We start from the raw sequence: 26,450 nt of genomic DNA, 5'->3' as shown, positions 1-26,450 counted from the left end.
AGTGTCAGTATTTATTGACACTCGTCAAGGTCGATCGGTGTGACGGGAGAGGCGCACGTGAAGGTCGTGATCATCGGGGCCGGCATCGGAGGTTTGGTGGCGGCCCTGCGGCTGGCCCATGCCGGGCTCGACGTGACGGTGATCGAGCAGGCCCTTCATCCCGGCGGCAAGATGCGGCGGGTTCCGGTCGGGGGAACGGCCGTCGATGCCGGCCCTACGGTCTTCACCATGCGGTGGGTGTTCGAGGAGATCTTCGCCGAATGCGGTGCGGATCTCGCCGCCCATGTGCGTCTGGAACCGGCCGGCATCCTGGCGCGACACGCCTGGGGGCCGGACGAGCAGCTCGACCTCCATGCCGATCCCGAGGCCTCCGAGGCGGCGATCGCCACCTTCGCCGGGACGGGGGAGCGGGACGGGTATCGCCGCTTCCGCGCCCGGGCCGCCGAGGTCTACGCCACCTTGGAGCGACCGTTCATCCGGGGCGAGCGCCCGAGCCCGATCGACCTGACGCGACAGGCCGGGCTCTCGGGCCTCGGCGACCTCTGGCGCATCCAACCCTTCACCACCCTGTGGAGCGCGCTCGGCGACTACTTCGCCGATCCGCGCCTGCGGCAGCTGTTCGGGCGCTACGCGACCTATTGTGGCTCGTCGCCCTTCGCGGCGCCCGCTACCCTGATGCTGGTGGCGCATGTGGAAAGCCAGGGGGTCTGGCACGTCGGCGGCGGCCTCAGCCGGCTGGCCGCCGTGGTCGCGGATCTCGCCGCCGACCGGGGCGCGCGCTTCCGCTACGAAACCTCGGTGCGCTCAATCGCCATCCAGGGCGGTCGCGTGGTCGGGGTCGACGTCGATGACGGCGAGCGGCTGGCGGCGGATGCGGTGGTCTGCAACGCCGACGTCGCGGCCCTGGCCGACGGGCTTCTCGGGCGCGAGGCCGCCCGCGCCGCCGACGCGGTACCGGCCGGCGATCGTTCGCTCTCGGCGGTCACCCTGTGCCTCCAGGCGCGGACCAGCGGTTTCCCGCTCGCCCGGCACACGGTGTTCTTCTCAGGCGATTACGCGGCCGAGTTCGCCCGCATCCGCGCCGGGCACCTGCCGGACGACCCCACCGTCTATGTCTGCGCGCAGGATCGATCCGACCTCGCCGCTCCGTCCGACCGGCCCGAGCGCCTCCTCTGCCTCGTCAATGCCCCTGCCCGGCCCATCGGCCCCTCGGAGATCGAGACATGCGTGACCACGATGCGGCGGCGCCTCGGCGCGAGCGGCCTGACCCTCGCGGAAACGGCGGAGCCGGTGACGACGGGACCGGCGGATTTCGCGCGGCTGTTTCCGGGGACGGCGGGGGCTCTCTACGGCCGAGCCTCCCACGGCTGGATGGCGTCGTTCAAGCGCCCGGGAGCACGCACCCGGATCCCGGGCCTGTACCTCGCCGGGGGGAGCATCCACCCGGGGCCGGGGGTGCCGATGGCGGCGCAATCCGGGCGGATCGCGGCGGACAGCCTGCTGCGGGACCGGACTGGCGCCCGCGCTTCGATACGCGGGTGGATCGCGACGGCTACGTCTGGTGGTACGTCGACGCCCTGAGCGCGGACGGGCGACAGGGCCTGACCATCATCGCCTTCATCGGCAGCGTGTTCTCGCCCTACTACGCCTGGGACCCGACGCGCGATCCCTTCGACCACTGCGCCGTCAACGTGGTGCTCTACGGCGAACGGGCCAACCGCTTCTGCATGACCGAGCGGGGGCGCGCCAGCCTCAGGCGCGACGCCGATCACATCGCGATCGGCCCGAGCGGGCTGTCGTGGGATGGCACGACGCTGACCATCCGGATCGACGAGGTGACGGCGCCGATTCCCACGCGGGTGCGCGGCACCGTGCGGCTGCGGCCCGGCGGCATCACGCCCGGGCCGCATCACCTCGACGCCGCGGGCCAGCACCGCTGGTGGCCGATGGCGCCGTCCTCCCCGGTCGAGGTCGCCCTCACCGAGCCGGATCTGAATTGGCGCGGCACGGCCTATTTCGACACGAACCACGGCGACACGTCCCTGGAAGCGGCGTTTCGCGATTGGACCTGGTGCCGGGCGGACCTTCAGGACGGGGCGGCGATCCTGTACGACGTGCATCGCCGCGACGGCTCGCGCCAGGACCTGACCCTGTGCTTTGCCGCCGATGGGACACCCCGGGACATCGATCCGCCTCCGCGCGCCGCGCTTCCGGCGACGCGGGTCTGGCGCATGCCGCGGCAGACCCGCAGCGACGACGGCCGCGCCGACATCGTGCGGACCTTCGAGGACACGCCGTTCTATGCCCGCTCGCAGCTCAGCGCGACCCTGCGCGGCGAGGCGGTCCGGCCGATGCATGAGAGCCTGTCCCTCAGGCGATACGCGAATCCGCTGGTTCGCCTGATGCTGCCGTTCCGGATGCCGCGCCGGGTGGGGTGATCGTCGGTCAGCCCGAACGGTCTCCAGACCGCTCGGACGCCTCCGCCTTCTCCAGGGCGGCGGCACGGTCGCGCCGAATGCTGCGCTTCAGGACCACGAGCTGCCAGATCGCCAGCCCGAGGGCGAGGGCGAAGACCAGCCCGATATCGAAGACGGCAAAGAGCGGATCGCTCACGGGCTGACCGGCACCGCGCCCTCGCGCTCCCGCAGGGTCTCGATCAGATCAAGGACCCGGGCGACCTGACCGGGCACGTTCCACCAGGCCGGCGGCACCGGCACGGGCTGGGCCGCGACGGCCTCCACCAGGAAGGCGGTTTCGGCGAGTGGCGAGGCCGTATGATCGGAGATGGACGCCAGCGGCAGCAGGGCGCGGGCCATCAGGACGGCCTTGCGCCGGCCGGGCACCCGGGCGCGGATCGCGACGGGGTCGAGGTCGCCCCTTTCCAGATCCCGGCCGATCTCGGCGTAGATCAGGCGGGCGGCGCGAATGGCGGGCCGGCAGCCGAGGGGCAATCCGGGGATGCCGGCCTCGGCCCGGGCGTAGAGCGCATCCGCGACGGCGAGCAGGCGGGCGACCAGGGCCTGGAGGGCGGGGCTCGCGACCGGGTCGGCGAGGAACGCGTCCGGGTCGAGGCCGACCTCCCGCATCCAGGAAAGCGGCAGGTAGAGCCGTCCCGCCCGGGCATCCTCGCCGATGTCGCGGGCGATGTTGGTGAACTGCATGGCGACGCCGAGGTCGCAGGCCCGGGCGAGCACGACGGCGTCGCGCACGCCCATCAGCACGGTCATCATCGCGCCGACGCTGCCGGCGACCCGCGCCGCGTAGGCGGTCAGGTCCGACAGGGTCTCGTATCGACGCCCCTGCGCATCCCACGCCAATCCTTCGATCAGCGCGCCGGGCAAGGCCTGCGGCAGATGATGGGCCGCGACCAGATCGGCCATCGCCCGGTCGGCTGGAGCGTCGCTGGGAGCTTCGTCGTAGATGCGGGCGAGGCGCGCGGCGAGGCGGGCCAGGGCCGCCGGCCGGTCGCGAGCCTGTGCGTCGTCGACGGCATCGTCGGAGAGGCGGCAGAAGGCATAGAGCCCGTAGGCCGGGCGGCGCACCCGGGCCGGCAGCAGGGCGGAGGCGGCGAAGAAGCTGCGCGAGCCTGTCCGGATCGCGGCCCGGCAGGCGGCATGATCGGCCGCATCCGCGTGCGGAATCGCCCAGAGCGGTGCCCGGACCGGGGCGTACCGAACGGCTTCAAGCGTAGAGACGCGCATCCGGCACCACCGTGTCGAGGACTTTGGCCGAGGACAGGACGCCGGGCAGCCCGGCGCCCGGATGGGTGCCCGCGCCGACGAGATAGAGGTTCTTGAAGGCCGACGAGGCATTGTGCGGCCGAAACCACGCCGATTGCGTCAGCACCGGTTCGAGGCCGAAGCCGGACCCACGGAAGCTCAGAAAATCGCTGGCGAAATCCGCTGGTGTCGTGACCCGGGTGGTGACGATCGATCCGGACAGGCCCGGCATGACGGTGGCGTCGAGGCTGTCCGCGATGGCCTGCCGGTAGGGCTCGGCACGCTGCGACCAGTCCTGCCCGCCGGCGAGGTTCGGCACCGGCGACAGCACGTAGAAGGCGTCGCAGCCGGGCGGTGCCAGGAGCGGATCGGTGGCGGTGGGGCGATGCAGGTAGAGGCTGAAATCCGGCGCCAGGACCTTGCGGACGAAGATGTCGGCGATGAGCTCGCGATAGCGCGGCCCCATCAGGATGGTGTGATGCGCGAGGTCGGGGAATTTGCGGTTCGTCCCGAAGTACCAGACGAACAGCCCCATCGAGGAGGACGAGGCCTTGAGCTTCGCCCGGTGCCAGGATCGCCCCGCCCCGCCGAGCAGGGTCAGGTAGGTCGCGGCCGAGTCGGCGTTCGAGACCACGATGTCAGCGGGAATGGCGGTCCCGTCGGTCAGCGTCACCCCCGTGGCGCAGCCCGCCGCCACGTCGATGCGGGCCACCTCGGCCCGGTAGCGGATCGTCCCGCCCTGCCCCTCGATCAAGCCCAGGAGGCCGTCGACCAGCCGTCCGGTCCCCCCCATGGCGAAGTGCACGCCCCAGCGGCGCTCGAGGTGGGCGATGAGGCAATAGATGGCGCTGGCCCGGAAGGGAGAACCGCCGATCAGGAGCGGATGGAAGCTGAAGATGGTGCGCAGGCGCTCGTCCCGGATGTAGCGCGCCACGAGATCATAGACCGAGCGATGGCCGCCGAGGCGCAGCAGGGACGGGGTGATCCGCAGCATGTCGCGGACGGAGGAGAAGGCCACGTGCCCGAGATCTTCGAAGCCGACCCGGCAGATCGCGGCGCTGCGCTCCATGAACCGTTCGTAGCCGTCGACGTCCTCGGGCGAGAACCGGGCGACCTCGGCCCGCATCGCTTCCGGATCGCCGCTGTAATCGAAGGTGGCGCCGTCCGGGAAGCGGATGCGGTAGAACGGCAGCATCGGCGCCAGGGTGACATCGTCGGCCATGCGCCGCCCGCACAGGGTCCACAATTCCTCGAACAGGAACGGCGCCGTCACGATGGTCGGCCCGGCATCGAAGGTGAAGCCGTCCTGTCGATGGACGCGAGCCCGGCCACCGGCCTGCTCCAGCCGCTCCAGCACCGTCACCCGGTAGCCCCGCGCACCGAGGCGCACCGCCGCCGCCAACCCGCCGAAGCCGCTGCCGATCACCACCGCGTGCGGGCGCGGAGACCGGGTCGTCGCGAGGCTCGGTGAGTCTGCGAGTGTCAACATAGAGTGACACTATTCGCGGGAACGCGTCCGTTGCAAGCGCTGATTTGGCCAAACCGTTCTGTCGGTTCGAATGCCAGCCTGCCCGTCATACCGATGCCGACGGATGGGACGCGACGGTTGGAGAACATCAGGTTCGTCGCGAAATCCCTCGGAGGAATGCAGGTTGCCAGGGTCAGCCCAAAGGTCCACTCGGATCGCGCGCAGCGTTTCACGCGCAAGGTTCGAACCGTTGCGTGATGGGAGTCGATCACCCCTTTGTTTGAGAGGATCGATGCGGGATCAGCGGTCGTCGCGGTGCGAGCGCCCATTCGCGGCACGGTTCCTCACGTGAGTCCTGCGCGTATCGAGACTGGATACGGATGGTGCGTGATCGACGCGATGTACCCGCTTTCCGTACCGTCATGTCGCGATGATGGTACGTTATAGGACCGAAAATCCACGCCCCGATATTGCAAAACTGTATCACGTTAACGTAAGACTTCGTAAAAAGCCTAGGTATAAAAGTCTATATGTAGCTTTAGCCTTGATTTCGCAGGTCGAATTGATTGAACCGCAACTTTCGGCTGTTTTGGTCGGCGCGCGGCAGGGGCACCGTTCCGAAGTTATAGCCGCAACGCAGCAGAGCCTTCTCATGTCTTTGCGGGCCTGAATAAAGAATTTTTTGCAGACCAATGGCGGAGGTTCGAAAAAAGTTAGGATAAATCAGGTTTTGAGAGCGTCAGGAATAAATACTTCACAGGCAAGACGGGTAATCACCAAAACGAATCCTGGCTTGTTGCTATTCATCAAACGGTGTTCCAAGAACAATCCAGCGCATACGCTTCGCCTCCGGTCAGCCATCTGATTGCAAATCGGTTGATGTGTCTTGGGTTTTCTCAGTTTCGCAGCGATTTTGGGCGGAGGATTAACGGTCGCAGTGACATGGCCGATCATAGGGCTGTGGTCTTTGCTTGCCGCGCCGTTCGGTGCCAGTTTTTTCACCCTGGGTGCGGTTCTGGTGATCGAGCGTCCTGCTGAGGCCGCGTCACGGCAGAAAGCCGAAGCGGGTGAGACGGAAGCCGGTCTCGGCAAGCCTTCGGACGCGCGTGGACCGCGAGAGATGATGTCTGTCGAGACGAAGGGATCTTCGCGGTAATTGGGACGGCAGGGACTTCGGTCTGGCCCTGATCGCCTCCACGCGATCCGGACCATCCTTGCGGGAATCGCAGGTCGTTTCCCTCAGCGTCGGGCTTCGCTCGCCATCCGCACCGCGAGGCCGGCCAGCACCGTTCCCATCACCCACCGCTGGACCATCGCGAAGGACGGTCGGCGCGTCAGGAACGTTGCCATCGCACCGGCGGATACGGCGATCGCGGCATTGACCGAGAGGCTGAGCACGATCTGCACCGTGCCGAGCACCAGGGCCTGGACGAGGACGCTGCCTTTCGTCGGATCGATGAATTGCGGCAGCAGCGACAGGTACATCACGGCGATCTTCGGATTGAGCAGGTTGGTCAGCAATCCCATGACGAACAGCCGGCGCGGGCTGTCCTCGGGCAGTGTCCGGATCTCGAACGGCGAACGCCCGCCCGGTCGCACCGCCTGCCATGCGAGCCAGAACAGGTAGACCGCCCCGGCCATCCGGATGGTGTCGTAGGCGAAGGGAACGGCCAGCAGCAGGGCCGTGATGCCGAACGCCGCGCACAGCATGTAGACGACGAACCCGAGGGCCACGCCGCCGAGCGAGATCAGGCCGGCGGTCCTGCCTTGGCAGATCGACCGCGAGATCAGGTAGACCATGTTCGGCCCCGGTGTGAGGGCCATCCCCAGGGCGATGGCGGCGAAGGCCAGCAGGCTGCTCAAATCAGGCATCGGAAGCTCTTTCGCTGCATCGGTCTCAGGCGGGTGATCAGGGACTATCCCGGGCCGAGCCGACATCCCGCCCGGGCCGCACGGTACCATCACGTGCCGCAGGGAATCCGGTATCGTCGATCGGCGGCCTCGCAAATTCCGTACCTTCGCCAAGCCGGGGGCCAGGGCGGTTGGCGCGGCCCTTGCGTCGGCCCACGGGCAGCGCAGAGCCTTTGGCTCTCATGGGTTGGCGTGCCCATCCGAGGAAGCCCGTCCCGGACGGTGCTGCCCGCTCCGACTGCATCATGCCTTCTCCCGATGCAGTCCTGCGTCCGGCAGACCCGAGGGTTCGCGGCATCTTCGCATTCTGCGAATGTCGGAGAGCATCATGTGCGAACGTGACGGCCTGTTCTTCCAACGCTTTTCCCGGCGCGGCCTCCTTCGCGGGATGGGAACCGCCGGCGCCGCCATCGCGCTGCCTGCCCACTTGGCGGCCCTGATGGCGCCGGCCGCTGCCGCGGGCGCCATGACCACCGTCAAGGCCACCCACGGCTCCGGCTTCTGCAACCTCGGCATGTTCCTCGCCCACGAGCGCAAGCTGACGGAAACCGATGGAGTTACGCTGGACTTCGTGGTGACGCCCTCCAATGCCGAGATCACCACGATGTTCGGGGCCGGGCTCGTCGACATGTCGATGATCCCCTACTCGAATTTCATGACCCTCTTCGACGCCGGCGCGCCGGTGAAGATCGTCGCCGGCGGCGGCGTCCAGGGCTGCATGATCGTGGCGCGGGAGGGCATCCGTTCCGCTGCCGACCTGAAGGGCAAGACCCTCGGAACCTTCCAGGCCGACACGCTCGAGGTGCTGCCGTTCGATTACCTGAAGAAGGCCGGCCTGACCTTCCAGGACCTCGACGTGCGCTATCTTGATACCTCGCCGGAGCTGGCCCAGGCCTTCATCGCCGGTGCGGTCGATGCGATCTGCCACATCGAGCCCTATGCGACCCAGTGCCTCCAGTCGCGCAAGGGCGCCACGCTCCTGTCGGATGGAACCGACGTCTACGGCGCCGGCTATTCCGACTGTGTTCTGGCAGCCCGGACGCCGTTCATCGAAGCAAATCCGGCTGCCGTACGGGCCGTGATCAAGGCGCTGTTCACCGCGCAGGCCCAGATCGAGTCCGATCGCGATGCGGCCCTGAAGGACACCGTCGGCAGCTACTACAAGACCACCATGGCGGCTGCAGTCGATGCTTCCGCCAAGCAGCCGGTCTGCACCGACCAGCGCAATCAGACCGACTTCATCATCGCGCGCGGCCAGTCGATGAAGGAGATGGGCTACGTCAAGACGGCGCCGGGCCGCGAGGCCTTCGACTGGCGCCTCATGGAGCAGGTCATCGCCGAGAACCGGCCCCTCTACGATGGGCTCAAGCTGAAATCGGCCTGACGCACCTTGCGGTCACCCGACCGGATGCCGGACCCGATTCCCGATCTCCCGAAAGGCAGCCTCATGGCAGCAACGGATGCCTCCCTCGGCGCGGTGGCGCCGGTTCCCGTGCGCGCGGCCCAAATGGCCCCCACATCGGTGCCCTCCCCGACGCCAGCGCGATACCCCCAACTCCGCTCCGCTCTGACGACGCTCGGCTGGAGCATCGCCTCCCTCGGCTTGTTCGCCGGCCTGTGGGAGACGCTGTGGGCGCTCGGCTTCCTCAATCCGCTGCTCCTGCCGCCGCCACACCTGTTCCTGTCCGACCTGCCCGGGACCCTGACATATTTCGACCGGGCCAATCGCATCGGCAGTCGGGGGGGCGGCGGGGGCGTGATGCCGCTGCTGGCCACCATCGGGTGGACGACGATGCGGGTGACGGTGGGCCTCGTGCTCGGCTTCGTGGGCGGCGTGCTGGTGGGGGCGCTCCTCCACTACATCCGGCTGTTCCGCAATCTCGTCCTGCCCACGGTCCTGCTGCTGGCGCCGATCTCGCCCGTGGCCTGGCTGCCGGTGGCGATCTTCGTCTTCGGGATCGGCGACGTGCCGGCGATCTTCCTCGTCTTCATCACGCTGTTCTTCGCCATCGCGCTCACGACGAGCGCGCAGATCGCGGCCGTGCCGGTCACCTACCTCAACGTCGCCCGCATCATGGGGGCGGATTCCCGGCAGACCTTCTTCCGCGTGGTCCTGCCGGCGATCCTGCCTGGCCTGTTCATGACCCTGCGTCTCAACCTGTTCGCGGCCTGGATGGTGGTGCTGATCGCCGAGGCGGTGGGCGTCGGAAGCGGCCTCGGGCAAATCGTGTCGCTGGCGCGCTCGACCTTCAACGCGCGGCTGAGCTTCTTCACCATGGCGATCATCGGCCTTCTCGGCTTCAGCTTCGACTGGGCCCTGCGACAGATCCAGGCCCGCATGTTGTGGTGGATCGCCCCCCAGGGAGGTGGCCGATGAACGCTCCGGTTCCACGCGCCGCGGCGCGCCGCCCGGCCGTGCGCCTGTCCGGCGTCGGCAAGACCTGGACGCCCGCCGGTCGATCTCCAGTCCAGGCCCTGCGCGATATCGAGCTTGATATCCTTCCCGGCGAGTTCGTGGTCTTCCTCGGTCCGTCCGGCTGTGGGAAGTCGACCCTACTCTACATAATCGCCGGGTTGGAACCGGCGAGCGCCGGCACCATGGCGGCGGATGGCCTGCCGATCACGGGACCGTCGGCCGAGCGCGGCCTGATCTTCCAGGACGCCTCGCTGTTCCCCTGGCTGACCATTCTCGACAACGTCGCCTTCGGCTTGGCCATCGGCGCGGTGCAGAAGCTCAAGCGCCGGGAGATCGCCGCCGAGATGCTGCGGCGGGTCGGCCTCGCCGACATGATGGACAAGAAGCCGGACGAACTCTCCGGTGGCATGCGCCAGCGCGCGGCCTGCGCCCGGGCGCTCGCCATGCGGCCGAAGGTTCTCATGATGGATGAGCCCTTCGCCGCCCTCGACGTCCAGACCCGGGCGAAGATGCAGGATTTCCTGCTGCAGATCTGGCGCGACAGCGGCGCGTCGATCGTCCTCGTCACGCATTCCATCGACGAGGCGATCGCGCTGGCCGACCGCGTGGTGGTGTTCACCGCCCGCCCCGGTCGCGTGAAGACCATCGTGCCGGTGGACCTGCCCCGGCCGCGCAATCCCCGCGATCCGCGCTTCCACGACCTGCGCGACCGCTTCGGCGAACTCCTCGCCGACGAGGTCGACCGCGCCTTCGCGGAGCAGGAGGCGCGCTGAGCGCCGTCCTCGTCCGCGACCTCCACCCTCATCCGTCCGAAGGATCAGCATGACCGAGATCATCGTCGAGGCCCGCACCGTCATCACCGGCGTTCAGGACCGCCATACCCCCATCCAGCACGACAACGCCGCCGTGCTGGTGCGGGACGGCCTCATCGTCGAGGTCGGCCCTCCGGAGTCGCTGCGCGCCAAGGCGCCGGACGCGGTCACGCATCGTTATCCGCGCCACGTGATGCTGCCGGGCTTCGTCAACAGCCACCACCATGTCGGGCTGACCCCCCTGCAGCTCGGCTCGCCCGACCACGCCCTGGAGTTGTGGTTCGCCACCCGGATCGCCGCCAAGCGCGTCGATCACGGGCTCGACACGCTCTATTCGGCCTTCGAGATGCTCGCCTCCGGCGTCACCACCGTGCAGCACATTCACGGCTGGATGGCGGGTGGTTACGAGCAGGTCCACGGTGCGGCGTCCCAGGTGCTCGGCGCCTATCGCCAGATCGGGATGCGCGCCTCCTACTGCTACGCCGTGCGCGAGCAGAACCGCCTCGTCTACGAGGCCGACGAGGCCTTCTGCGAGCGCCTGCCCCAGCCCATCGCCGGGCACTTGATGGCGCATCTCAAGGCGCAGTCGATGCCCTTCGGCGATTTCATGACCCTGTTCGAGACGTTGAAGGCCGAGAACGAGGGCGAGCGCCTGACCCGGATTCAGCTGGCCCCCGCCAACCTGCACTGGTGCAGCGACGAGGCCCTGCAGACCCTTGATGCGGCGGCCCGCAAGCACGGGGTGCCGATGCATATGCACCTGCTCGAGACCGCCTATCAGAAGGAATACGCCCGGCGCCGGACGGGCAAGACGGCCGTGGGCCACCTCCACGACCTCGGCGTGCTCGGGCCGCACCTGACCCTCGGGCACGGTGTCTGGCTGACGGCGGAGGATGCCGACATCGCCGCCGATTCCGGCACCTGCATCTGCCACAATTGCTCGTCGAATTTCCGCCTGCGCTCCGGCGTGGCGCCCCTCAACCTCTACGAGGCCAAGGGCATGACCGTCGGGATGGGCCTCGATGAGGCCGGGATCAACGAAGATCGCGACATGCTCCAGGAACTGCGCCTCGTCCTGCGGGCCCACCGCACCCCCGGCATGGACGACGACGTGCCGACCTGCCCGCAGGTCCTCCGGATGGCGACCGAGCATGGCGCCAAGACCACCGCCTTCGGCCAGAGCGTTGGCCGGCTCGATCCGGGCCGCTTCTTCGACGCAGTGCTGATCGATTACGACCGGGCGACTTATCCCTACCAGGACACCGACATTCCCCTCCTCGACGCGCTGATGCAGCGGGCCAAGACCGGCGCCGTCGATGCGGTCTTCGTCGACGGGAAGATCGTCTACGCCGATGGCCGGTTTACCCAGGTCGATCGCGACGCGGTCCTGGCCGAGATCGCCGAGACGTTGGGCAGGCCGCGCACGCCCGAGGAGGTGGCCCGGCGCGAACTCGGGCGCGCGGTCACGCCCTACGTCAAGGCTTTCTACGACGGCTATCTGCCGGATGCTCCGCGCCAGCCCTTCTACGCCCCGTCCTCGCGCAACTGACGAGGGGCCGATGATCCGCCGCAACACCACGGGGTGCAAAACGATGACACGTCGAAACCGCGCGGCGCTGGCCGCCATGGCGCTTGGGGCGTTCGCTTCTTCTGCCCAGGCCGAGAGCCTGTTGCGCATCGCCATGACGGCGACCGACATCCCGACCACGACCGGCATGCCGAACAACGGCTTCGAGGGCCTGCGCTTCCTCGGCTACCCGATCTTCGAGGGGCTGGTCTCCTGGGATCTGACCCGGGCCGACCGCCCGGCCACCCTCCGGCCGGGGCTGGCGGACCATTGGGAGCAGGCCGCCGACGACAAGCGGACCTGGCTCTTCCACCTGCGCGACGGGGTCGCGTTCCACGACGGAACGCCGTTCGACGCCGATGCGGTGGTGTGGAACCTCGATCGCTACTTCAAGGCCGATGCACCCCAGTACGAGGTGGCGGCAGCCGGCATCACCCGGACGCGGGTGCCGATCATCGATCGCTACCGCAAGGTCGATGACCGCACCGTCGCGATCACCACCACGATCCCGGCATCGTACTTTCCCTACATGATGGTCTACCTGCTGATGACCGCGCCCTCCTCGTTCGAGAAGGGCGGCCGTACCTGGGCCGGCACCGCGATGCTGCCGGCGGCTGGCACGGGGCCGTTCCGGATCACCCGGGTCAGCCCCCGCGAGGCGGTCGATCTCGCGCGCTTCGACGGTTACTGGGATGCGGGTCGCCGCGCGAAGCTCGATCGCATCCGGCTGATGCCGATCCCCGAGGCGAATGCCCGGATCGCGGCCCTGCGGTCGGGACAAGTCGACTGGATCGAGGTTCCGGCCGCCGATGCGATCCCTTCACTGAAATCTGCGGGCTTCACCGTCACCACCGGGTCGTATCCGCATGTCTGGCCGTGGTTCTACAACATCGGCGCCAAGGACAGCCCGTTTCGCGATGTCCGGGTTCGGCAGGCGCTGAACTACTGCGTCGACCGCGATTCCATCGTGAGCTTCCTCAACGGCACCGCCGAGCCCGCAATCGGCTGGCTGAAGCCGGGCGATCCGGGCTTCGGCGCGCCCGCAAACAGCTACGGCTTCGATCCGGAGAAGGGCCGATCGCTCCTGGCCGCGGCGGGCTACGGACCGAAGAAGCCGCTCGCCTTCCCGGTCATGATCTCCACCTCGGGGTCGGGCCAGATGCTGCCCCTGCCGATGAATGAGTTCCTCCAGGAAAATCTCAAGCAATCCTGCGGCGTCGAGGTCAGCTTCAACGTGGTCGAGTGGCAGGTGCTCCTCAACGCCACCCGCGCCCTGCCGGATGCGCCGAGTCTGTCCGGGGCGATGGCGCTGAACGTCAGCTCGCCCACCTCGGATGCCGGGGTGATGGCTCGCTATTTCTCCTCCGACCGCTTTCCGCCGAGCGGCTTCAATTTTCCCAACTGGCGGGACGAGACCTTCGACGCCGCGCTCCAGCGCTTGTCCGAATCGACTGATCCCGCCGTCATCGCGGAGGCCACCGGCACCGCGCACGCGCGCCTCGTGGACGATCCACCCTGGCTCTACGTGGTGCACGACCGCAACCCGCGCGCGATGTCGCCCCGCGTGAAGGGCTTCGTCTCCGCCCAGTCCTGGTTCCTCGATCTGTCCCTCGTCAGCGTTCCATAGGCGTCTCATGTCAGACCCCACCGATCTCACCGCCCTGGCGCTCGCCGAGGCCATCGCGGCCCGTCGCCTTTCGCCCGTCGAGGCGGTCGAGGCCCATCTCGCCCGGATCGCCGCGCACGAGCCCAAGCTCCAGGCCTTCACGGACGTCTATGCCGCCGACGCGCGCCTCGCAGCCGAGGGGGCAGACCGGGCGATCCGCTCCGGCCATGCCGTCGGCCCCCTGCACGGGGTGCCGGTGGTCCTGAAAGATCTGATCGATCTCGCCGGGCGGATCACCATGGGCGGCTCGGCCGCTCACCGGGGCCGACGCGCGCAAACCACCGCCACCATCGCCCAGCGGCTGATCGCCCAGGGCATGATCGTGCTGGGCAAGACCCACACGGTCGAGTTCGCCTATGGCGGTTGGGGCACCAACCAGCACCTCGGCACGCCCTGGAATCCCTGGGACCTCGCGGTGGCCCACACACCCGGTGGATCGAGCAGCGGGACCGGCGTGGCCGTGGCCGCCCGCCTGGCGCCCTGGGGGATCGGTACCGACACGGGCGGATCGGTGCGCCTGCCTGCCGCATTCTGCGGGTTGACCGGGCTCAAGGTCACGGTAGGTCGCGTCAGCACGTATGGAATCGTGCCGCTCAGCACCACTCTGGATACCCCCGGCCCCCTCGGGCGCTCGGTCGCCGACGTGGCGGTGCTGTACCGGGCGATCGCGGGCGCCGACCCGCTCGATCCCTCGACCCGCGGCGTGGCGCCTGCCGACGCGTTGCCGGATCTCGGCCGGGGCGTACGCGGCCTGCGCCTCGCGCGGATGCCCGAGGCCGAGCGCACGGGCGTCGCGCCTGCCATGCTCGCCGCCTATGACGACGCCCTCGCGACCTTCGAACGCCTCGGCGCCGAGGTGGTGGAGATCGCCCTGCCCTTCCGCTTGTCCGACCTCGTGACCGCGCAGGCCAGCGCCATCACCAATGCGGAGGCCTACTTCGTCAACGGGGCGCTCGCCGAAGACCCGGACGCACCGCTCGGAGACGCCGTCCGGGCTCGCATCCTGGCGGGCGCCAGCGTTACGGCGCAGGACTACCTCGGCGCCCAGCATCGGCGACGCGACCTCCAGCGGCAGTTTTTGACGGCGATGGATGGGTTCGACGCCCTCCTGACTCCCACCACCGAGACCCCGGCGATCCCTCTCGCCAGCGTCGACGAAGGGCATCTGCCCTCGCGCTTCACCCGATTCGGCAACCTCCTCGACCTATGCGCCCTGGCGCTCCCGAACGGGTTGACCGCGGACGGGCTCCCGCTGTCGCTGCAGATCGCCTGCCGGGGCTACGACGAGGCGATGGCCCTGCGCATCGGGCAGGCTTACCAGTCGGCGACCACGTGGCACCGGCGCGCTCCCGTCGGTCTGGCGTAGGTCAGCCCGTCCGGGTCTCGCCCGCGAAGGCCGTCAGGATCGCCTCGGCGATGCGGTCCGGCGCCTCCTCATGGGCAAGGTGGCCGAGGTTGCGGATCAACTGGACGCGGGCGTTCGGCAGCCGGTCCTTGAGGGCGAAGGCCGTCTCCGGGGCGATCGCCTTGTCGTCTCCGCCGACCAGCAGCAGGGTCGGCACGCTCAAGCGGGTGATCTCCCGGTCGAGGCTCGCGAGGTCCCAGTTCGCCATCATGCCCAGCGCTCCGGCCACATGGCCGGGCCGGCGGAACAGGCGCCGGTAGAGGTCGAGGCTACGCGCGTCGAGCCGTGAGCCGGTGCCTCGGATCAGGCGTTCCACCGCCGGGCGGTCGGCGGTCCAGGCAAAGACCCGCGGGGTGATGGGGTTGAGAAAGAGCATCCGGGCAAGACCGGGAAACAGCACCGAGGCCAGACCGGGAAACGGCGTCAGCGCGCCGTTAAGGGCCACCAGCAGGCGCGGGGCCAAGCCGTCGAGGCAGAGCCGCACCAGGATCGCCGCTCCGGCGGAATGCCCGACCACCAGGTCCGGCGTGACGTCGAGGGTCGTCAGCAGGTCGCGGATCGCCTTCGCCATGCCGGGCAGAGACAAACGTCCGGCCGGCAGCGGATCGGTGAAGCCGTGGCCCGGCAGGTCCGGGGCGACGATCCGGAAGTGATCGGCAAGTCGCGGCGCGAGGCCGGCCCAGGAATGGGTGGCCGCCCCGGTGCCGTGCAGGAGCAGGAGAACCGGCGCATCGGATCGACCGAATTCCTGCACGTGCCAGGTGAGGTCCGAAGCGCGGACGAACCGGCTCGCGTCCCAATTCGGCCAATCCGCGCCGTCGCGCTCCCAATCGGGCCGGTCGCTCGGCGCGGGCATCGCATGTCCTTCAACGGGCCGAGCGGATCGCATGGCTCATGGCCGTGGCATCGGCGTAGGGCAGCGGGAGATAACGCGCGCCCATGGCGTCCGCCAGATGGCGGGCGGTGTCCTGCGGTCGCGCCGCCGTGTCGATCAGGATCGTGCGGATGTCGGCCGCCCGCAGCAGGGCCGCCGCGTTGAGGGCATCGGCACTCGCGGCGGCCCGGCCGGGCACCCCGGAGCGGGCGACGTTGGCCCGCCCGTCGGTGAGCACCACCACCACCGGCGTGCCGCCGCTGCGCCGGACGGAACGGGCGAGTTCGGTAGCGGCATCGATACCGGCCGCCAAGGGCGTGCCGCCGCCGCCCGGTAGCGCCCCCAGGCCGCGCCGGGCCCGGGCCAGGGCGCGGGTGGGAGCCAGCACGACCTCTGCGCCCGTTCCCCGGAAGGCCACCAGGGCGACCTTGTCGCGGCGGACATAGGCTTCCGCCAGAAGCAGTTCGACCGCGCCTTTGGCCTCGGCCAGCCGCTCCAGGGCCGACGAGCCGGAAGCGTCGACCGCGAAAATCGTGGTGGTTTCGCTGCGCTGGCGGAACCGGATGATGCGGAAATCCGCGCTGCGGACTTGGATCGGCAGCAGGGCGTCGCTTGGTGCATTACTTGGCACGGCCTTTGGCGCGGCGCGCAGGCGCTGCCAGGGCGCGGCCGCCCGCAGGGTCGGCAGCAGGGCGAGGCGGCCGACGCGGAGGGAACCGGGCCGCGTACCGGCTGGCCGCCCGGTGCGCGGCGCCTGCATCGCCGCGCCGACTCGGCCCGCCTTCGGTGCCGGGGGCGCATGAGCGGCCTGCGTCAGGCGGGCGAGGAGGTCGGGGGGGATCGCCGCGCGGGTGGCCTCGACGAGGCTGTCGGCACCCGCCTCGAGGGTCGCGTCAGGATCGGGTGATCCGTCCGGCGGTGAAGCATCCGGCCGCTCGGCGGGCGCGGCCTGCGGTTCCTCGGCGTCGGGCGGCAGGCGCGTTGCGCGCGGGGCGAGGACGAGGCAGGCGGCCGCGCGCACGTCCGCGTTGGTTACATCCGCTCCGCCCGCCAGCAGGCGAGCGACCCGCATCGCCAGCAGCGGTGTGCGCAGGGAGGCGATGCCGAGATGGGCGGCCGCCCGGCACAGGTCCGTGATGGCCGTATCGACGCCGTCGGGATCGCCGAGGTGCGGGCGCGCCTCGTCCGGCGCCGCCCCGGAGGTGTCGCCCCAGGCGATGCCGGTCAGGTCGAGGCGGAAGGCGAGGCGGTCCGCCAGGGTCTCGGGCACCCGCGCGTCGTCGCCCTCCCCCTCGTCGAGGAGGATGAGGCCGATCCGGGCCGGTGCCCGGGCCGCCATCCCGTCGCGCTCGGCCCGGACCGCGCCCGCATCCAGCGTCGCGGCGAGGCGGGCGGCGGTTCCGGAAGACAGGCGCTCGGCCATCGGCACGACGACGACACCGCCATCGGCCTCGGCCAGGAGGCCCGATTGGGCGATCGGCCGCCCGGCCGCGAGGGTGGCGGCAAGGTCGAGCCCCCCCAGCAGCCGGTCGTCGGCGATCCCCACCGGTAGGCGGCGTATCGGACGGGACCCGAGATCCGAGGCCAGGTGATCGAGCCAGAGATCGCGGACCGGCCCGGCACCGGCCCGGACCAGGACGCCGCCGCAGCCATGCGGATCGAGGGCGGCGAGCCGCGCCACCCGCAGGGCATTGGCCCAGGCTGGACTCATCGGCTCAGGATCTCCGCGACGGCCCGGGTGACCCGCGCGGTGGAACCGGACTCGTCGAGGGGGTTGCGGCGCAGGCGGTGGCGCAGGGCCGAAGGGGCGATGCGGGCGAGATGGTCGAGACTCACGGTGTCGGACCCCTCGTAGGCGGCCAGCGCCCTTGCGGTACGCATCAGGGTCAGCTCGCCGCGCAGGCCGTCGGTGCCGAGCGCGAGGCAGAGCCGCGCTGCGGCTTCCAGGGTGGCATCGGGCACATGCAGCCCGGGAAGCCGCGCGCGGGCGGCGGTGAGCGTCTTGCGGATGGCGCGATCGGTCTTGGCGTAGTGGGCGCAGAAGGCGGCCGGATCGCGCTCATAGGCGTCGCGGCGGCGCACCACGTCGATGCGGACGGCCAGATCGGTCGGCGTCGTCACTTCGACCGCAAGTCCGAAGCGGTCGAGGAGCTGGGGCCGCAACTCGCCCTCCTCCGGGTTGCCGCTGCCGACGAGCACGAACCGGGCGGGATGGCGGATGCTCAGCCCCTCGCGTTCCACCGTGTTGACGCCGGACGCCGCCACGTCGAGCAGCAGGTCGACCAGGTGATCCTCCAGGAGGTTGACCTCGTCGATGTAGAGGAAGCCGCGATTGGCCCGTGCCAGCAGGCCCGGTTCGAACGCCTTCTCGCCCCGGGTGAGCGCCCGTTCCAGGTCGAGGGCGCCGACCACCCGGTCCTCCGTGGCGCCGAGCGGCAGGTCCACCACCGGGACCGGGACGGACTCGGCCCGCAGCACCGCCTGCTCGCGGCAGCGATGGCATAGCTCGGCCGGCCGGCCGGGATCGCAGGCATAGGGACACCCCGCCACCGCCGCCATCGGTGGCAGCAGGGCGGCGAGCCCCCGGATCGCCGTCGACTTGCCGGTGCCGCGATCGCCGAAGACCAGGACCCCGCCGACGGACGGGTCGACGGCCGCGATGAGGAGCGCCCGGCGCATCTCGTCCTGGCCGACGATGGCGGAGAACGGGAAGGTGGGGGCCGCAGCGTCGGGCCTCGCCTCGGGGGGCGTCGACTCGGGGGGCGTCGTCCTGGGACGACGTCCTGTCTCGGCTTGCAGGGGCTTCACGATCGCGGAGGTGGCGGGCACCTTTTCACCCGCCCTCGCGTGGGTCGATCCGTTGACGATCATGGGCTTCAACTTCCCTGTCTCGATCTTTTCAGGCCCGATCGTCTCTGGCCCGGTGACACCGACCGGCCCCTTCGCCGCGCAGGTTCCACCCTCCCGGCAGGGAGGGGCCGGGGATGCTCCTGCCCCTCACTCCGCGGCCGCGCGCCGGACGCCCATCCGTGCCCAGATCGCGCTGAGCGCGCCGACCAGATGGTCGATGTCGGCATCCGAATGCAGGGGCGAGGGGGTGATCCGCAGGCGCTCGGTCCCACGCGGAACCGTCGGATAGTTGATCGGCTGGACGTAGATGCCGAACTCATCGAGCAGGGTGTCGCTGATCGCCTTGCACAGCACCGGGTCGCAGACCATCACCGGCACGATGTGACTGTCGTTGGGCAGGGTCGGGATGCCGGCGGCATCGAGGCGGGCCCGCACCGTGGCGGCCCGCTCCTGGTGCCGGGCGCGCTCGCCTCCGCTGACCTTCAGGTGGCGGATGCTGGCGGCAGCGCCCGCCGCTACGGCCGGCGGCAGCGACGTGGTGAAGATGAAGCCCGAGGCGAAGCTGCGCACGAAGTCGCAGAGCTTGGCCGAACCCGTGATGTAGCCGCCATGGACCCCGAAGGCCTTGCCGAGGGTTCCCTCGATGACGTCGAGGCGGTGCGCGATGCCGTCGCGCTCCGAGATGCCGCCGCCATGGTCCCCGTAGAGCCCGACGGCGTGGACCTCGTCGAGATAGGTGAGAGCGCCGTGCGCCTCGGCGACGTCGCAGATCTCCGCGATCGGTGCGATGTCGCCGTCCATCGAGTAGATCGATTCGAAGGCCACGATCTTTGGCCGGGCCGGGTCGACGAGGCGCAGCTTGCGGTCGAGATCCTCGGGGTCGTTGTGGCGGAAGATATGGCGCTCGGCGCGGGACGCCTTGATCCCCTCTATCATCGAGGCGTGGTTGCCGGCATCGGAGAAGATCGCACAGCCCGGCATCTGCGACCCGAGGGTGCCCAGAGCCGCCCAGTTCGAGACGTAGCCGGAGGTGAATAGCAGCGCCGCCTCCTTGGCGTGGAGGTCGGCGAGTTCGCGCTCCAGCAGCACGTGGTAGTGGTTGGTGCCCGAGATGTTGCGGGTGCCGCCGGCCCCGGCGCCGCAGCGGTCCAGGGCCTCGTGCATGGCGTCGAGAACGGCCGGGTTCTGGCCCATGCCGAGATAGTCGTTGGAGCACCACACCGTCACGGGCCGCGTGCCGGCCGGCGTGTGGTGGGTGGCATGCGGGAAGCGGCCCGCCTGCCGTTCGAGGTCGGTGAAGACGCGGTAGCGTCCCTCACGGTGCAGGCCGGCCAAAGCAGAGCCGAAGATCGCTTCGTAGTCGATCCCTTCGTGTGTCATGCCTGTCCCCTTCCCTCGGTGTGCGGCGGGTTCTTCCAGCCCGCTCAAGTGACCTGCCGCATTGGCGGCGTCGACGAATCCGACCCCACGAGATGGGGCGGACAATCAGTGTCCCTCGATGTCGCTGCGGGTCGCCGGGATCGGCGAGGCCAGCGGGCGCGGGGGCGACAGCTTCGGCAGGCTCCACTGCCAGAGTGCGGCCGAGGGCAGCGGCAGCATCAGGAATCCGTGCTCCAGGGTGGCCAGGGCCATCAGGGTCGCCAGAATGCTGAGACCCGCGACTTCGTGGGCGGTCAGGCCTTCGCCCAAAGCCGCCAGCACCAGGGCGCCGGTGGCGAGCCCCGCCGCCATCACCGAGACCGGGAAAAGCGGGTTCATGGCGCGCACCCGCAGGTAGCTGCCGAGATAGGCGAGGTGCTCGGGCAGGAACTCGGCGTTGAGGTTGCGCACCCCGAGGAAGAGGTTGAGGCGGGCCGAGAGGTTCATCCCCCACAGGACGAGGTAGGTCCACAGCGCGAACAGGTTCGGCTGGCGCCAGGTCAGGGCCAGGATGGCGAGGCCGCCGGCGACGATGGCCGCCTCGTGCCACAGGCTGGTGGCGGCTGCCGCGCGGAAGCGCGCGAAGCCCCGGGCGCCCGGCGGACAGCCGAGGGTGCGCGGGCCGGAGACGAAGCCCATGTAGTAGCTCATCTCCTGCCAGCCCCAGACCAGGAGCGCCGCCGTGAAGGCGGTGTAGGCGCCGCCCGCGCTGGCATCCCCGGCCGAGGCGCCGATGGCCCAGAGCGCCAGGGCGAGGACGGCCGTGCCCGCCACCATGCTGGCCGCGTGCGTGGCGCGCGGGCGATGGTCGAGGAGCAGGATCAGCCCGGTGGAGAACCACCAGACCAGCACCGCGTAGAGGGCGGGGAGCGCATAGGCCGCCATGCTACCAGACCGGCTCGAGGCGGATCTCCGCCGGCATCGGATTGTCGAGAGTCGGGAGGGCGTAGAGCCGGGCGAAGTTCACCGCCGAGGCGGCGATCCAGGCGCCGTGCCGGAGCTTGCCCAGAAGTCCGCCCTGGATCTTGGCGTCGGCAATCTTCTCCGAACAGACCAGCAGCCGGTCCAGCGCCTGCTTGAAGCGCGGATTGTCGAGGTCGAGGGTGAGCGGGAAGGTCTGCTTCGAGATCTCGGAGGTGATCCGAAACACCTGGAAGTCGTAGTCGGTCGGGTCGACCCCCAGGGCCTCGTGGAAGGCCGGGCGGCAATGGTCGCGGACATACATGGTCGCGAAGACCGCCAGGAGGAAGAACTTGATCCAGTAGCGGTTCACGCCCGAGGTCAGCTTCGGGTTTGCGCGCATCAGCAGGGCGAAGGCCTCGCCGTGGCGGAACTCGTCGTTGCACCACTTCTCGAACCACTTGAAGATCGGGTGGAAGCGACGCTCCGGATTGCGCTCCAGTTCGCGGAAGATGGTGATGTAGCGGGCGTAGCCGATCTTCTCGGAGAGGTAGGTGGCGTAGAAGATGAATTTCGGCCGGAAGAAGGTGTACTTCTTCGACTTCGTCAGGAAGCCGAGATCCACGCCGATGCCGAAATCCTTCAGCACGTCGTTGATGAACCCGGCATGGCGCGCCTCGTCGCGGCTCATGAAGCCGAACAGTTCGCGGATGTCGGGATTCTTGGCGCGCTTGCGCATCTCCGCATAGAGCACGCAGCCCGAGAACTCGGCGGTGATCGAGGAGACCAGGAAGTCCATGAATTCCTTGCGCAGGGCCGGGTCGAGCCCGGACATGTCACAGTCAAATTCGTCGTTGCGGGTGAAGTGGCGCTTGTTCGGGTCGGCGCGCAGCTCGGCGATGAGCTTGTTCCACTCCGCCCGTACGGGCTCGACGTCGGTGCGGTCGAGCTCCTCGAAATTGGTGGTGTAGAAGCGCGGGCTCAGGAACGTGGTCTCCTGCGCCGCCTTGGTCCCCTCGTTCATGGGGAGCTTCGGCGAGAACTTCGGCGAAGCGGTCGGGGTGGGCTGCTGGATCGCTGCGGTCACAGGCGCCTCCTCTCGGAAAAGCTGACTTCGTAGAGTTCGGTGAGTTCGAGGTGGCCCGCGAGCTTGGTCCAGAGCCGCTCGATGCGGCCGGCGCGGGTCACGGTGGCGGTCCGCTGCACCACGAGGCGCTCGCCGTAGGGCACCGAGGTGGGGGCGTCGTGCACCTGCACGGCGTCGCCCGGCTCGATCTCGAAGGCGGCGTCCAGCACCACGTGGGCGTGCAGGCTCTCGGCCGTCTGCTCGATCTCGACGGTGCAGGGGACGTCGACGGTTCGGCGTCCGTTCAGCCAGGCCATCATCGTACGGCTCCATGGTCGGGCATCAGGCGGGCGAAGGCGGCGTAGTTCGAGGGGCCGAACGCGCCGAAATCGACGCTGCGCCCGGTGAGCGCGTCGTCGAGGCGCAGCGCTCCGTCGTCGAAGCGGGTCAGGCGGAACGGCACTTCGCGGGAGAGACCGGCCCGGAGGCGCCCCTGCGCGAAGCCCCGCAAGGTGGCGCGGATGAAGTTGTCCGCGCCGGGCCGGACCGTGGCGATGAGAGTGCCGCGCTCGGCATCCCGCAGGGTAATCGAGCCGTCCGCCACATCGTCGACCCGGAGGGCGAGGCTCTGAACGGGGCGCGCCGGCTCCATACGGGTCAGGCCGACGCTCTCGACCCGGCCGACGGTGACGGCCGCGATGACGAAGCCGAGGAGGAGGCCGGCCCCGACGACAAGCGTGCGGGAGGTGCGGCCGGCGCTGCGCGCGAGGGGGTGCGGGCGGGTCATCGCGTCAGCTCGCGGCGGCGAGGTGGGGCCGCGGCGGCGTGCGGGGCCGCAGCATCACCGGTCCGGCCGCCTCCTCGGGCGCCGCCCGGTGCGCCGCCAGCGCACGGCCCAGGATCTGCGCCACGTCTTGGCCCTGCGCCACCGTGCGCAGCATCGGCTCGGGCCGGTTGACGCGCCAGGGGCGGGCATGGGGCCAGAGGTGGAGGTAGGCGACGCGGTTGCCCGGGCGCAGGCGCAAGGGCAGATCGGCGCTGCCGTCCCGGTAGAGCCGGCACTCGGCCGCGTCCACCAGGGCGAAGGGCAGGTTCAGAGTCATCGGCAGGGCGATACCGATCCGCATCACCACCCGGCGGTTGGTGATGGTGTAGGTGGTGGTGCGGGCCGAAAGCCAGCCGAGCAGCGCGAGCAGCAGGACTGCCCCGATCCCGACCGCCAGGGTCGGCAGTGCCAGGGTCGCGGCCTCGCGCCAGACCCCCGACAGGAGTGGCGGCAGGGCGGCCCAGAGGGCGAGCGCTCCGAACCACAGGCCGACAAGGCCGAGATGCAGGGCCCGGAAGGCGATGCCGAAGCCGCAGGGCCGGCCCTGCCACAGGATGTGCTCGCCGGCCGGCAGCGGGGCCGGCAGGCCGCGCGGCGCGTCGAAGGCGTTGGCGGGAAGGGAATGGGTCGCGCTCACAGGATCGCCTCCTGGCGGGTCGGCGTCGCGTAGAGCGTGCCGCCGCCGTAGAACGCCATGATCCGCTCCTCCTCGTTGAGGGTAACCGAATCCGGGTCCTTGGTGGTGGGAACATCGGCGAACTGGTGCGCCAGCAGGGCCTCGCAGGTCACCGTCTGGGAAAAGCGCCCGGTCCGGCAGAAGGTGGCGGGCATCAGCACCCGGCGACCGCCGGCTCCCAACTCGACCTCGTAGTAGCGCACCATCGATTCACCCCGGTCGACCCAGAGGTCGCTCACCGTCCCGGCCACCTGGCGGTCGGCGCCGAAGACCGACATGCCGATGGGGTTGGGGCCGAGCTCGTGGACCACGAAGTGGTCGGCGACCCGCAGGGGGACGATGCGCTTCTCGCGGTCCCAGGTCTCGTCGTGGCTGTCCTCGCGGTTGGCGTAGGAGCCCGGGCCGATGGCGTCGTGCAGGCCGTCGGTGTCGGGTTCGAGCGGCGCGCCCGGCCAGACCTCGAACTTGTGGCCGCGGTAGTTCCAGGGGGTGCGCTCGCCCGTCTGGGGCGCGTATATCACGTGCCCGTTCGACAGCAGGAACTGTTTCGGCGATGGGATCAGGAACGTGTCCGGCGGCATCGCCCGGCCGCGGGCGGCCTCGGATTCCAGCGGGTAGCCCTCACGGCGGTCCTCGCGGCGGAGATAGAAGACGAGGCCGGCGAAGAAGATCCAGAAGGCGTAGAGGACCACCTGCGCGACGTCGACGTAGCCCGTGATTTCACCTCTCGGCATGGCCGGTCTCCTTCAGGCTGAGCGGGGCAGGGATTGAGGCAGGGCGCGCGACCGGGGCGTGCGGTTCTCGGCCCGGACGAGGGGGCCGATGGCCAGCAGCGTCGCGAACAGCAGCGCGATCTCGAGGTGGTAGACGATGAGGTATCCGGTCGAGGGCAGGTTCATCGCCTCGCCGAGCGCACCGGATTCGGCGAGATGGGCGCCGAGATCCCGCAGAATGCCGCTGGCCGCGATGGCGAGGCCGGCCGCGCTGGCCTGGACCGCGCCCCAGGCGCCAAGCGCCAGCCCGGTCTCCTCCGGCCCGGCCTTGGCCATCGAGGCCGTCAGGGTGCCGTGGGCGAACAGGCCGCCGCCGAGACCGATCAGGCTGACGCCGACCGCGAACAGTCGAGCCGAATCGAGCGGTGCGGCGAAGATCACCGCTGAAAAGGCCGCGATGCCCACCCCGGCGCCGGAGGCGGCGACCCGGAAGGCGTCGCCGCCCCGGTCGAGCCAGCGCGCGGCGATCAGCAACCCGATGCCGCCGCCGGCCGCGAGCAGAGCGGTCAGCGCCGTGGTGGCGGCCACCGGCAGGTGCAGGATCTGGCCGCCATAGGGTTCCAGTAGGATGTCCTGCATCGAGAAGGCGGCCGTGCCGAGCCCCGTGGCGACGAGACGGCGGCGCGCCCGGCCCTTGCCGGCATAGAGCGCCCAGGATTCCGAGAAGGCGGGGCGTGGCAGGTCCCGGGCCGTGCGGCTCGGGGCGCGGGGCTCCTGCTTCCACAGGGCGATGCCGTTGAGCACCACCGTGAGCAGTGCTGCGCCCTGGATGACCTTGATCAGGCGAAGCGCCGAAAAGTCTGCGAGGAGCAGCCCGAACGCGACGGCGCTCACCACCATGCCGGCGAGCAGCATGACGCAGAGGAGCGCGACGACCCGGGGTCTGGCATGGGCCGGAGCGAGGTCGGTGGCAAGTGCCAGGCCCACGGTCTGTGTGGTGTGGAGCCCCGCGCCGACCATGACGAAGGCGAGGGCCGCCGCCACGTGGCCGGGCCAGACCGGGCCGGTGGTGTCGCCCGACAGGATCAGCAGGGCGAACGGCATGATGGCGAGCCCACCGAACTGCAGCAGCGTGCCGAACCAGATGTAGGGCACCCGGCGCCAGCCGAGCACGGAGCGGTGCGTGTCCGAGCGGAAGCCGACCAGCGCCCGGAACGGTGCGAAGATCAGCGGCAGCGACAGCATCACGGCGACGATCCAGGCCGGCACCGCCAGCTCGACGATCATCACCCGGTTGAGAGTACCGATCAGCAGCACGGCCGCCATTCCGACCGTGACCTGGAACAGGGCGAGACGCAGCAGGCGCCCCATGGGCAGCTCCACCGTCGCCGCGTCGGCGAAGGGGAGGAAGCCCGGGCCGACGCGCTGCAGGGCGCGGGCCATGGAGGCGCCGAGGCGCGTCATGCTGACCGCCGGAGTTCGAAGGCCTGGGACAGGTAGAACCCGCTGTTCACCCGATGCGCGCGGCCGATGCGGACGCCCGACAGAGCCGGCTCGGCCGCCACCCGGCGGCGCAGGTCCGCCTCGCCGACGGGCACGATGGCCGGGGCGCGGTCGCCGCGGGGAAAAACCCGCCCGGCCATGTGCATCAGGGTCAGGAGCGGCGTGCGCGGCGCCACCGTGAACAGGATGGCGGCATCGGTGCGCGCCGCCAGCGTCGCCAGGGCCTGGACGATATCGGGCGTGGCGTAGTGGATCAGCGAATCCATCGCGACCACGTAGTCGAAGCGGCCGAGACCGGGATCGAGCATGTCGCCGACCCGGAAGTCGATGCGACCCGAGGCCGAGATGGCCGTGCGCTCCCGCCCCAGGGCGATCAGGGTCGGCGAGACGTCGATGGCGACGACGTCCGCGCCCCGGCGGGCCGCTTCCAGACTGAGTGCCCCGGTGCCGCAGCCGGCATCGAGCAGGCGCGTGCCGCTCAGGTCGGCCGGCAGCCAGGACAACAGGGTGGCCCGCATGGCGTCGCGCCCGGCCCGCACCGTGGCGCGGATTTTCGAGACCGGTGCGTCCGACGTCAGCCGCGCCCAGGCGTCGACGGCGGTGCGGTCGAAATAGGTGGTGAGTTGCGAGCGGCAAGCGGCGTAGCTGTGCGAGGTCAT

The 26,450-nt window shown here is 69.9% G+C and carries 25 protein-coding genes; 9 read left to right on the top strand and 16 right to left on the bottom strand.

All coding sequences use genetic code 11. The annotated features are described in order from the left end of the window. The first annotated feature begins 57 nt into the window (after positions 1-57). Together crtD and ACV7NL_RS11385 are read left to right on the top strand one after the other, a co-directional pair. Positions 58-1,581, top strand: coding sequence for a 1-hydroxycarotenoid 3,4-desaturase CrtD (crtD, locus tag ACV7NL_RS11390; protein WP_463355726.1), 1,524 nt, complete (start codon positions 58-60; stop codon positions 1,579-1,581). Further along, complete coding sequence (locus tag ACV7NL_RS11385) at positions 1,539-2,438, top strand: carotenoid 1,2-hydratase (protein WP_463355725.1); 900 nt, start codon at positions 1,539-1,541, stop codon at positions 2,436-2,438. Before crtD ends, ACV7NL_RS11385 begins: the two co-directional genes overlap by 43 nt. A gap of 7 nt (positions 2,439-2,445) precedes the next feature. Here the strand turns inward: ACV7NL_RS11385 and ACV7NL_RS11380 are convergent, their stop codons facing one another. Genes ACV7NL_RS11380 through ACV7NL_RS11370 form a run of 3 tightly spaced genes read right to left on the bottom strand, consistent with a single transcriptional unit; the run spans position 2,446 to position 5,208 of the window. Then, positions 2,446-2,613 carry a hypothetical protein gene (locus ACV7NL_RS11380; RefSeq protein ID WP_463355724.1) on the bottom strand — a complete coding sequence of 56 codons (168 nt, stop codon included), beginning with the start codon at positions 2,611-2,613 and terminating at the stop codon, positions 2,446-2,448. Then, a complete protein-coding gene (locus ACV7NL_RS11375; protein WP_463355723.1) occupies positions 2,610-3,701 on the bottom strand; it encodes a phytoene/squalene synthase family protein in 1,092 nt (363 codons plus the stop codon). Before ACV7NL_RS11375 ends, ACV7NL_RS11380 begins: the two co-directional genes overlap by 4 nt. Next, positions 3,682-5,208, bottom strand: coding sequence for a phytoene desaturase (locus tag ACV7NL_RS11370; protein WP_463355722.1), 1,527 nt, complete (start codon positions 5,206-5,208; stop codon positions 3,682-3,684). The genes ACV7NL_RS11375 and ACV7NL_RS11370 overlap by 20 nt, the downstream gene beginning before the upstream one ends. An 865-nt stretch (positions 5,209-6,073) precedes the next feature. Between ACV7NL_RS11370 and ACV7NL_RS11365 the strand changes: the two genes are divergently transcribed. Beyond that, positions 6,074-6,343: a hypothetical protein gene (locus tag ACV7NL_RS11365; RefSeq protein ID WP_156634123.1), complete on the top strand. Its 270-nt coding sequence runs from the start codon at positions 6,074-6,076 to the stop codon at positions 6,341-6,343. A gap of 83 nt (positions 6,344-6,426) precedes the next feature. Here ACV7NL_RS11365 and ACV7NL_RS11360 read toward each other — a convergent pair whose 3' ends face one another. Beyond that, the gene (locus tag ACV7NL_RS11360) at positions 6,427-7,059 is read right to left on the bottom strand and encodes a LysE family translocator (protein ID WP_056479471.1); all 633 of its coding nucleotides are present in this window, start codon (positions 7,057-7,059) and stop codon (positions 6,427-6,429) included. A 367-nt stretch (positions 7,060-7,426) separates the two neighbouring features. On the opposite strand from ACV7NL_RS11360, the gene ACV7NL_RS11355 reads away from it, so the two are divergent. From ACV7NL_RS11355 to ACV7NL_RS11330, 6 genes are all read left to right on the top strand, one after another. Next, the gene (locus ACV7NL_RS11355) at positions 7,427-8,482 is read left to right on the top strand and encodes an ABC transporter substrate-binding protein (RefSeq protein WP_463355721.1); all 1,056 of its coding nucleotides are present in this window, start codon (positions 7,427-7,429) and stop codon (positions 8,480-8,482) included. A gap of 63 nt (positions 8,483-8,545) precedes the next feature. Continuing rightward, entirely contained in the window at positions 8,546-9,475 is a 930-nt protein-coding gene (locus ACV7NL_RS11350) for an ABC transporter permease (RefSeq protein WP_463355720.1), read from the top strand. Next, positions 9,472-10,287 carry an ABC transporter ATP-binding protein gene (locus ACV7NL_RS11345; protein ID WP_463355719.1) on the top strand — a complete coding sequence of 272 codons (816 nt, stop codon included), beginning with the start codon at positions 9,472-9,474 and terminating at the stop codon, positions 10,285-10,287. The genes ACV7NL_RS11350 and ACV7NL_RS11345 overlap by 4 nt, the downstream gene beginning before the upstream one ends. Before the next feature lie 49 nt (positions 10,288-10,336). Further along, on the top strand, positions 10,337-11,875 hold the full coding sequence (locus tag ACV7NL_RS11340) for an amidohydrolase family protein (RefSeq protein ID WP_463355718.1): 1,539 nt from the start codon (positions 10,337-10,339) through the stop codon (positions 11,873-11,875). Between the two features lie 43 nt (positions 11,876-11,918). Beyond that, entirely contained in the window at positions 11,919-13,520 is a 1,602-nt protein-coding gene (locus ACV7NL_RS11335) for an ABC transporter substrate-binding protein (RefSeq protein ID WP_463355717.1), read from the top strand. A gap of 7 nt (positions 13,521-13,527) precedes the next feature. After that, the gene (locus ACV7NL_RS11330; protein WP_463355716.1) at positions 13,528-14,925 is read left to right on the top strand and encodes an amidase; all 1,398 of its coding nucleotides are present in this window, start codon (positions 13,528-13,530) and stop codon (positions 14,923-14,925) included. A gap of 1 nt (position 14,926) precedes the next feature. Here the strand turns inward: ACV7NL_RS11330 and bchO are convergent, their stop codons facing one another. From bchO to bchM, 12 genes are all read right to left on the bottom strand, one after another. Continuing rightward, complete coding sequence (gene bchO / locus ACV7NL_RS11325; RefSeq protein WP_463355715.1) at positions 14,927-15,820, bottom strand: alpha/beta fold hydrolase BchO; 894 nt, start codon at positions 15,818-15,820, stop codon at positions 14,927-14,929. Positions 15,821-15,830: 10 nt separating this feature from the next. Further along, positions 15,831-17,549 carry a magnesium chelatase subunit D gene (locus tag ACV7NL_RS11320; protein ID WP_463355714.1) on the bottom strand — a complete coding sequence of 573 codons (1,719 nt, stop codon included), beginning with the start codon at positions 17,547-17,549 and terminating at the stop codon, positions 15,831-15,833. Next, positions 17,546-18,709, bottom strand: a complete 1,164-nt coding sequence (gene bchI / locus ACV7NL_RS11315) for a magnesium chelatase ATPase subunit I (RefSeq protein ID WP_463355713.1) — start codon at positions 18,707-18,709, stop codon at positions 17,546-17,548. Before bchI ends, ACV7NL_RS11320 begins: the two co-directional genes overlap by 4 nt. A gap of 126 nt (positions 18,710-18,835) precedes the next feature. Next, entirely contained in the window at positions 18,836-20,053 is a 1,218-nt protein-coding gene (gene hemA, locus ACV7NL_RS11310; protein ID WP_463357105.1) for a 5-aminolevulinate synthase, read from the bottom strand. Positions 20,054-20,173: 120 nt separating this feature from the next. Further along, positions 20,174-20,992, bottom strand: coding sequence for a putative photosynthetic complex assembly protein PuhE (puhE, locus tag ACV7NL_RS11305; protein ID WP_463355712.1), 819 nt, complete (start codon positions 20,990-20,992; stop codon positions 20,174-20,176). A 1-nt stretch (position 20,993) separates the two neighbouring features. Next, complete coding sequence (gene acsF, locus ACV7NL_RS11300) at positions 20,994-22,031, bottom strand: magnesium-protoporphyrin IX monomethyl ester (oxidative) cyclase (protein ID WP_463357104.1); 1,038 nt, start codon at positions 22,029-22,031, stop codon at positions 20,994-20,996. A 59-nt stretch (positions 22,032-22,090) separates the two neighbouring features. Continuing rightward, positions 22,091-22,390, bottom strand: a complete 300-nt coding sequence (locus tag ACV7NL_RS11295; protein ID WP_247635475.1) for a hypothetical protein — start codon at positions 22,388-22,390, stop codon at positions 22,091-22,093. Further along, entirely contained in the window at positions 22,390-22,860 is a 471-nt protein-coding gene (gene puhC / locus ACV7NL_RS11290) for a photosynthetic complex assembly protein PuhC (protein ID WP_463355711.1), read from the bottom strand. The genes ACV7NL_RS11295 and puhC overlap by 1 nt, the downstream gene beginning before the upstream one ends. Positions 22,861-22,864: 4 nt before the next feature. After that, complete coding sequence (gene puhB, locus ACV7NL_RS11285) at positions 22,865-23,536, bottom strand: photosynthetic complex putative assembly protein PuhB (RefSeq protein WP_463355710.1); 672 nt, start codon at positions 23,534-23,536, stop codon at positions 22,865-22,867. Then, on the bottom strand, positions 23,533-24,309 hold the full coding sequence (gene puhA, locus ACV7NL_RS11280; protein ID WP_463355709.1) for a photosynthetic reaction center subunit H: 777 nt from the start codon (positions 24,307-24,309) through the stop codon (positions 23,533-23,535). Before puhA ends, puhB begins: the two co-directional genes overlap by 4 nt. A 12-nt stretch (positions 24,310-24,321) precedes the next feature. Then, the gene (locus tag ACV7NL_RS11275) at positions 24,322-25,752 is read right to left on the bottom strand and encodes an MFS transporter (protein ID WP_247635434.1); all 1,431 of its coding nucleotides are present in this window, start codon (positions 25,750-25,752) and stop codon (positions 24,322-24,324) included. Then, positions 25,749-26,450, bottom strand: coding sequence for a magnesium protoporphyrin IX methyltransferase (bchM, locus tag ACV7NL_RS11270; RefSeq protein WP_463355708.1), 702 nt, complete (start codon positions 26,448-26,450; stop codon positions 25,749-25,751). The genes ACV7NL_RS11275 and bchM overlap by 4 nt, the downstream gene beginning before the upstream one ends.

The organism is Methylobacterium sp. Ger2507 (genome assembly GCF_055231875.1).
The sequence above is the reverse complement of the archived record's forward strand: the minus strand, read 5'-3'. Positions and strand labels throughout refer to the sequence as shown.

What these genes read in the sequence shown, in the direction of transcription:
- ACV7NL_RS11375 (WP_463355723.1), bottom strand. Translation starts at nt 3,701, where the DNA reads ATGCGCGTCTCTACGCTTGAAGCCGTTCGGTACGCCCCGGTCCGGGCA.
- ACV7NL_RS11370 (WP_463355722.1), bottom strand. Translation starts at nt 5,208, where the DNA reads ATGTTGACACTCGCAGACTCACCGAGCCTCGCGACGACCCGGTCTCCG.
- ACV7NL_RS11360 (WP_056479471.1), bottom strand. Translation starts at nt 7,059, where the DNA reads ATGCCTGATTTGAGCAGCCTGCTGGCCTTCGCCGCCATCGCCCTGGGG.
- ACV7NL_RS11355 (WP_463355721.1), top strand. Translation starts at nt 7,427, where the DNA reads ATGTGCGAACGTGACGGCCTGTTCTTCCAACGCTTTTCCCGGCGCGGC.
- ACV7NL_RS11350 (WP_463355720.1), top strand. Translation starts at nt 8,546, where the DNA reads ATGGCAGCAACGGATGCCTCCCTCGGCGCGGTGGCGCCGGTTCCCGTG.
- ACV7NL_RS11345 (WP_463355719.1), top strand. Translation starts at nt 9,472, where the DNA reads ATGAACGCTCCGGTTCCACGCGCCGCGGCGCGCCGCCCGGCCGTGCGC.
- ACV7NL_RS11340 (WP_463355718.1), top strand. Translation starts at nt 10,337, where the DNA reads ATGACCGAGATCATCGTCGAGGCCCGCACCGTCATCACCGGCGTTCAG.
- ACV7NL_RS11335 (WP_463355717.1), top strand. Translation starts at nt 11,919, where the DNA reads ATGACACGTCGAAACCGCGCGGCGCTGGCCGCCATGGCGCTTGGGGCG.
- ACV7NL_RS11330 (WP_463355716.1), top strand. Translation starts at nt 13,528, where the DNA reads ATGTCAGACCCCACCGATCTCACCGCCCTGGCGCTCGCCGAGGCCATC.
- bchO (WP_463355715.1), bottom strand. Translation starts at nt 15,820, where the DNA reads ATGCCCGCGCCGAGCGACCGGCCCGATTGGGAGCGCGACGGCGCGGAT.
- ACV7NL_RS11320 (WP_463355714.1), bottom strand. Translation starts at nt 17,549, where the DNA reads ATGAGTCCAGCCTGGGCCAATGCCCTGCGGGTGGCGCGGCTCGCCGCC.
- bchI (WP_463355713.1), bottom strand. Translation starts at nt 18,709, where the DNA reads ATGATCGTCAACGGATCGACCCACGCGAGGGCGGGTGAAAAGGTGCCC.
- puhE (WP_463355712.1), bottom strand. Translation starts at nt 20,992, where the DNA reads ATGGCGGCCTATGCGCTCCCCGCCCTCTACGCGGTGCTGGTCTGGTGG.
- acsF (WP_463357104.1), bottom strand. Translation starts at nt 22,031, where the DNA reads ATGAACGAGGGGACCAAGGCGGCGCAGGAGACCACGTTCCTGAGCCCG.
- ACV7NL_RS11295 (WP_247635475.1), bottom strand. Translation starts at nt 22,390, where the DNA reads ATGGCCTGGCTGAACGGACGCCGAACCGTCGACGTCCCCTGCACCGTC.
- puhC (WP_463355711.1), bottom strand. Translation starts at nt 22,860, where the DNA reads ATGACCCGCCCGCACCCCCTCGCGCGCAGCGCCGGCCGCACCTCCCGC.
- puhA (WP_463355709.1), bottom strand. Translation starts at nt 24,309, where the DNA reads ATGCCGAGAGGTGAAATCACGGGCTACGTCGACGTCGCGCAGGTGGTC.
- ACV7NL_RS11275 (WP_247635434.1), bottom strand. Translation starts at nt 25,752, where the DNA reads ATGACGCGCCTCGGCGCCTCCATGGCCCGCGCCCTGCAGCGCGTCGGC.
- bchM (WP_463355708.1), bottom strand. Translation starts at nt 26,450, where the DNA reads ATGACCTCGCACAGCTACGCCGCTTGCCGCTCGCAACTCACCACCTAT.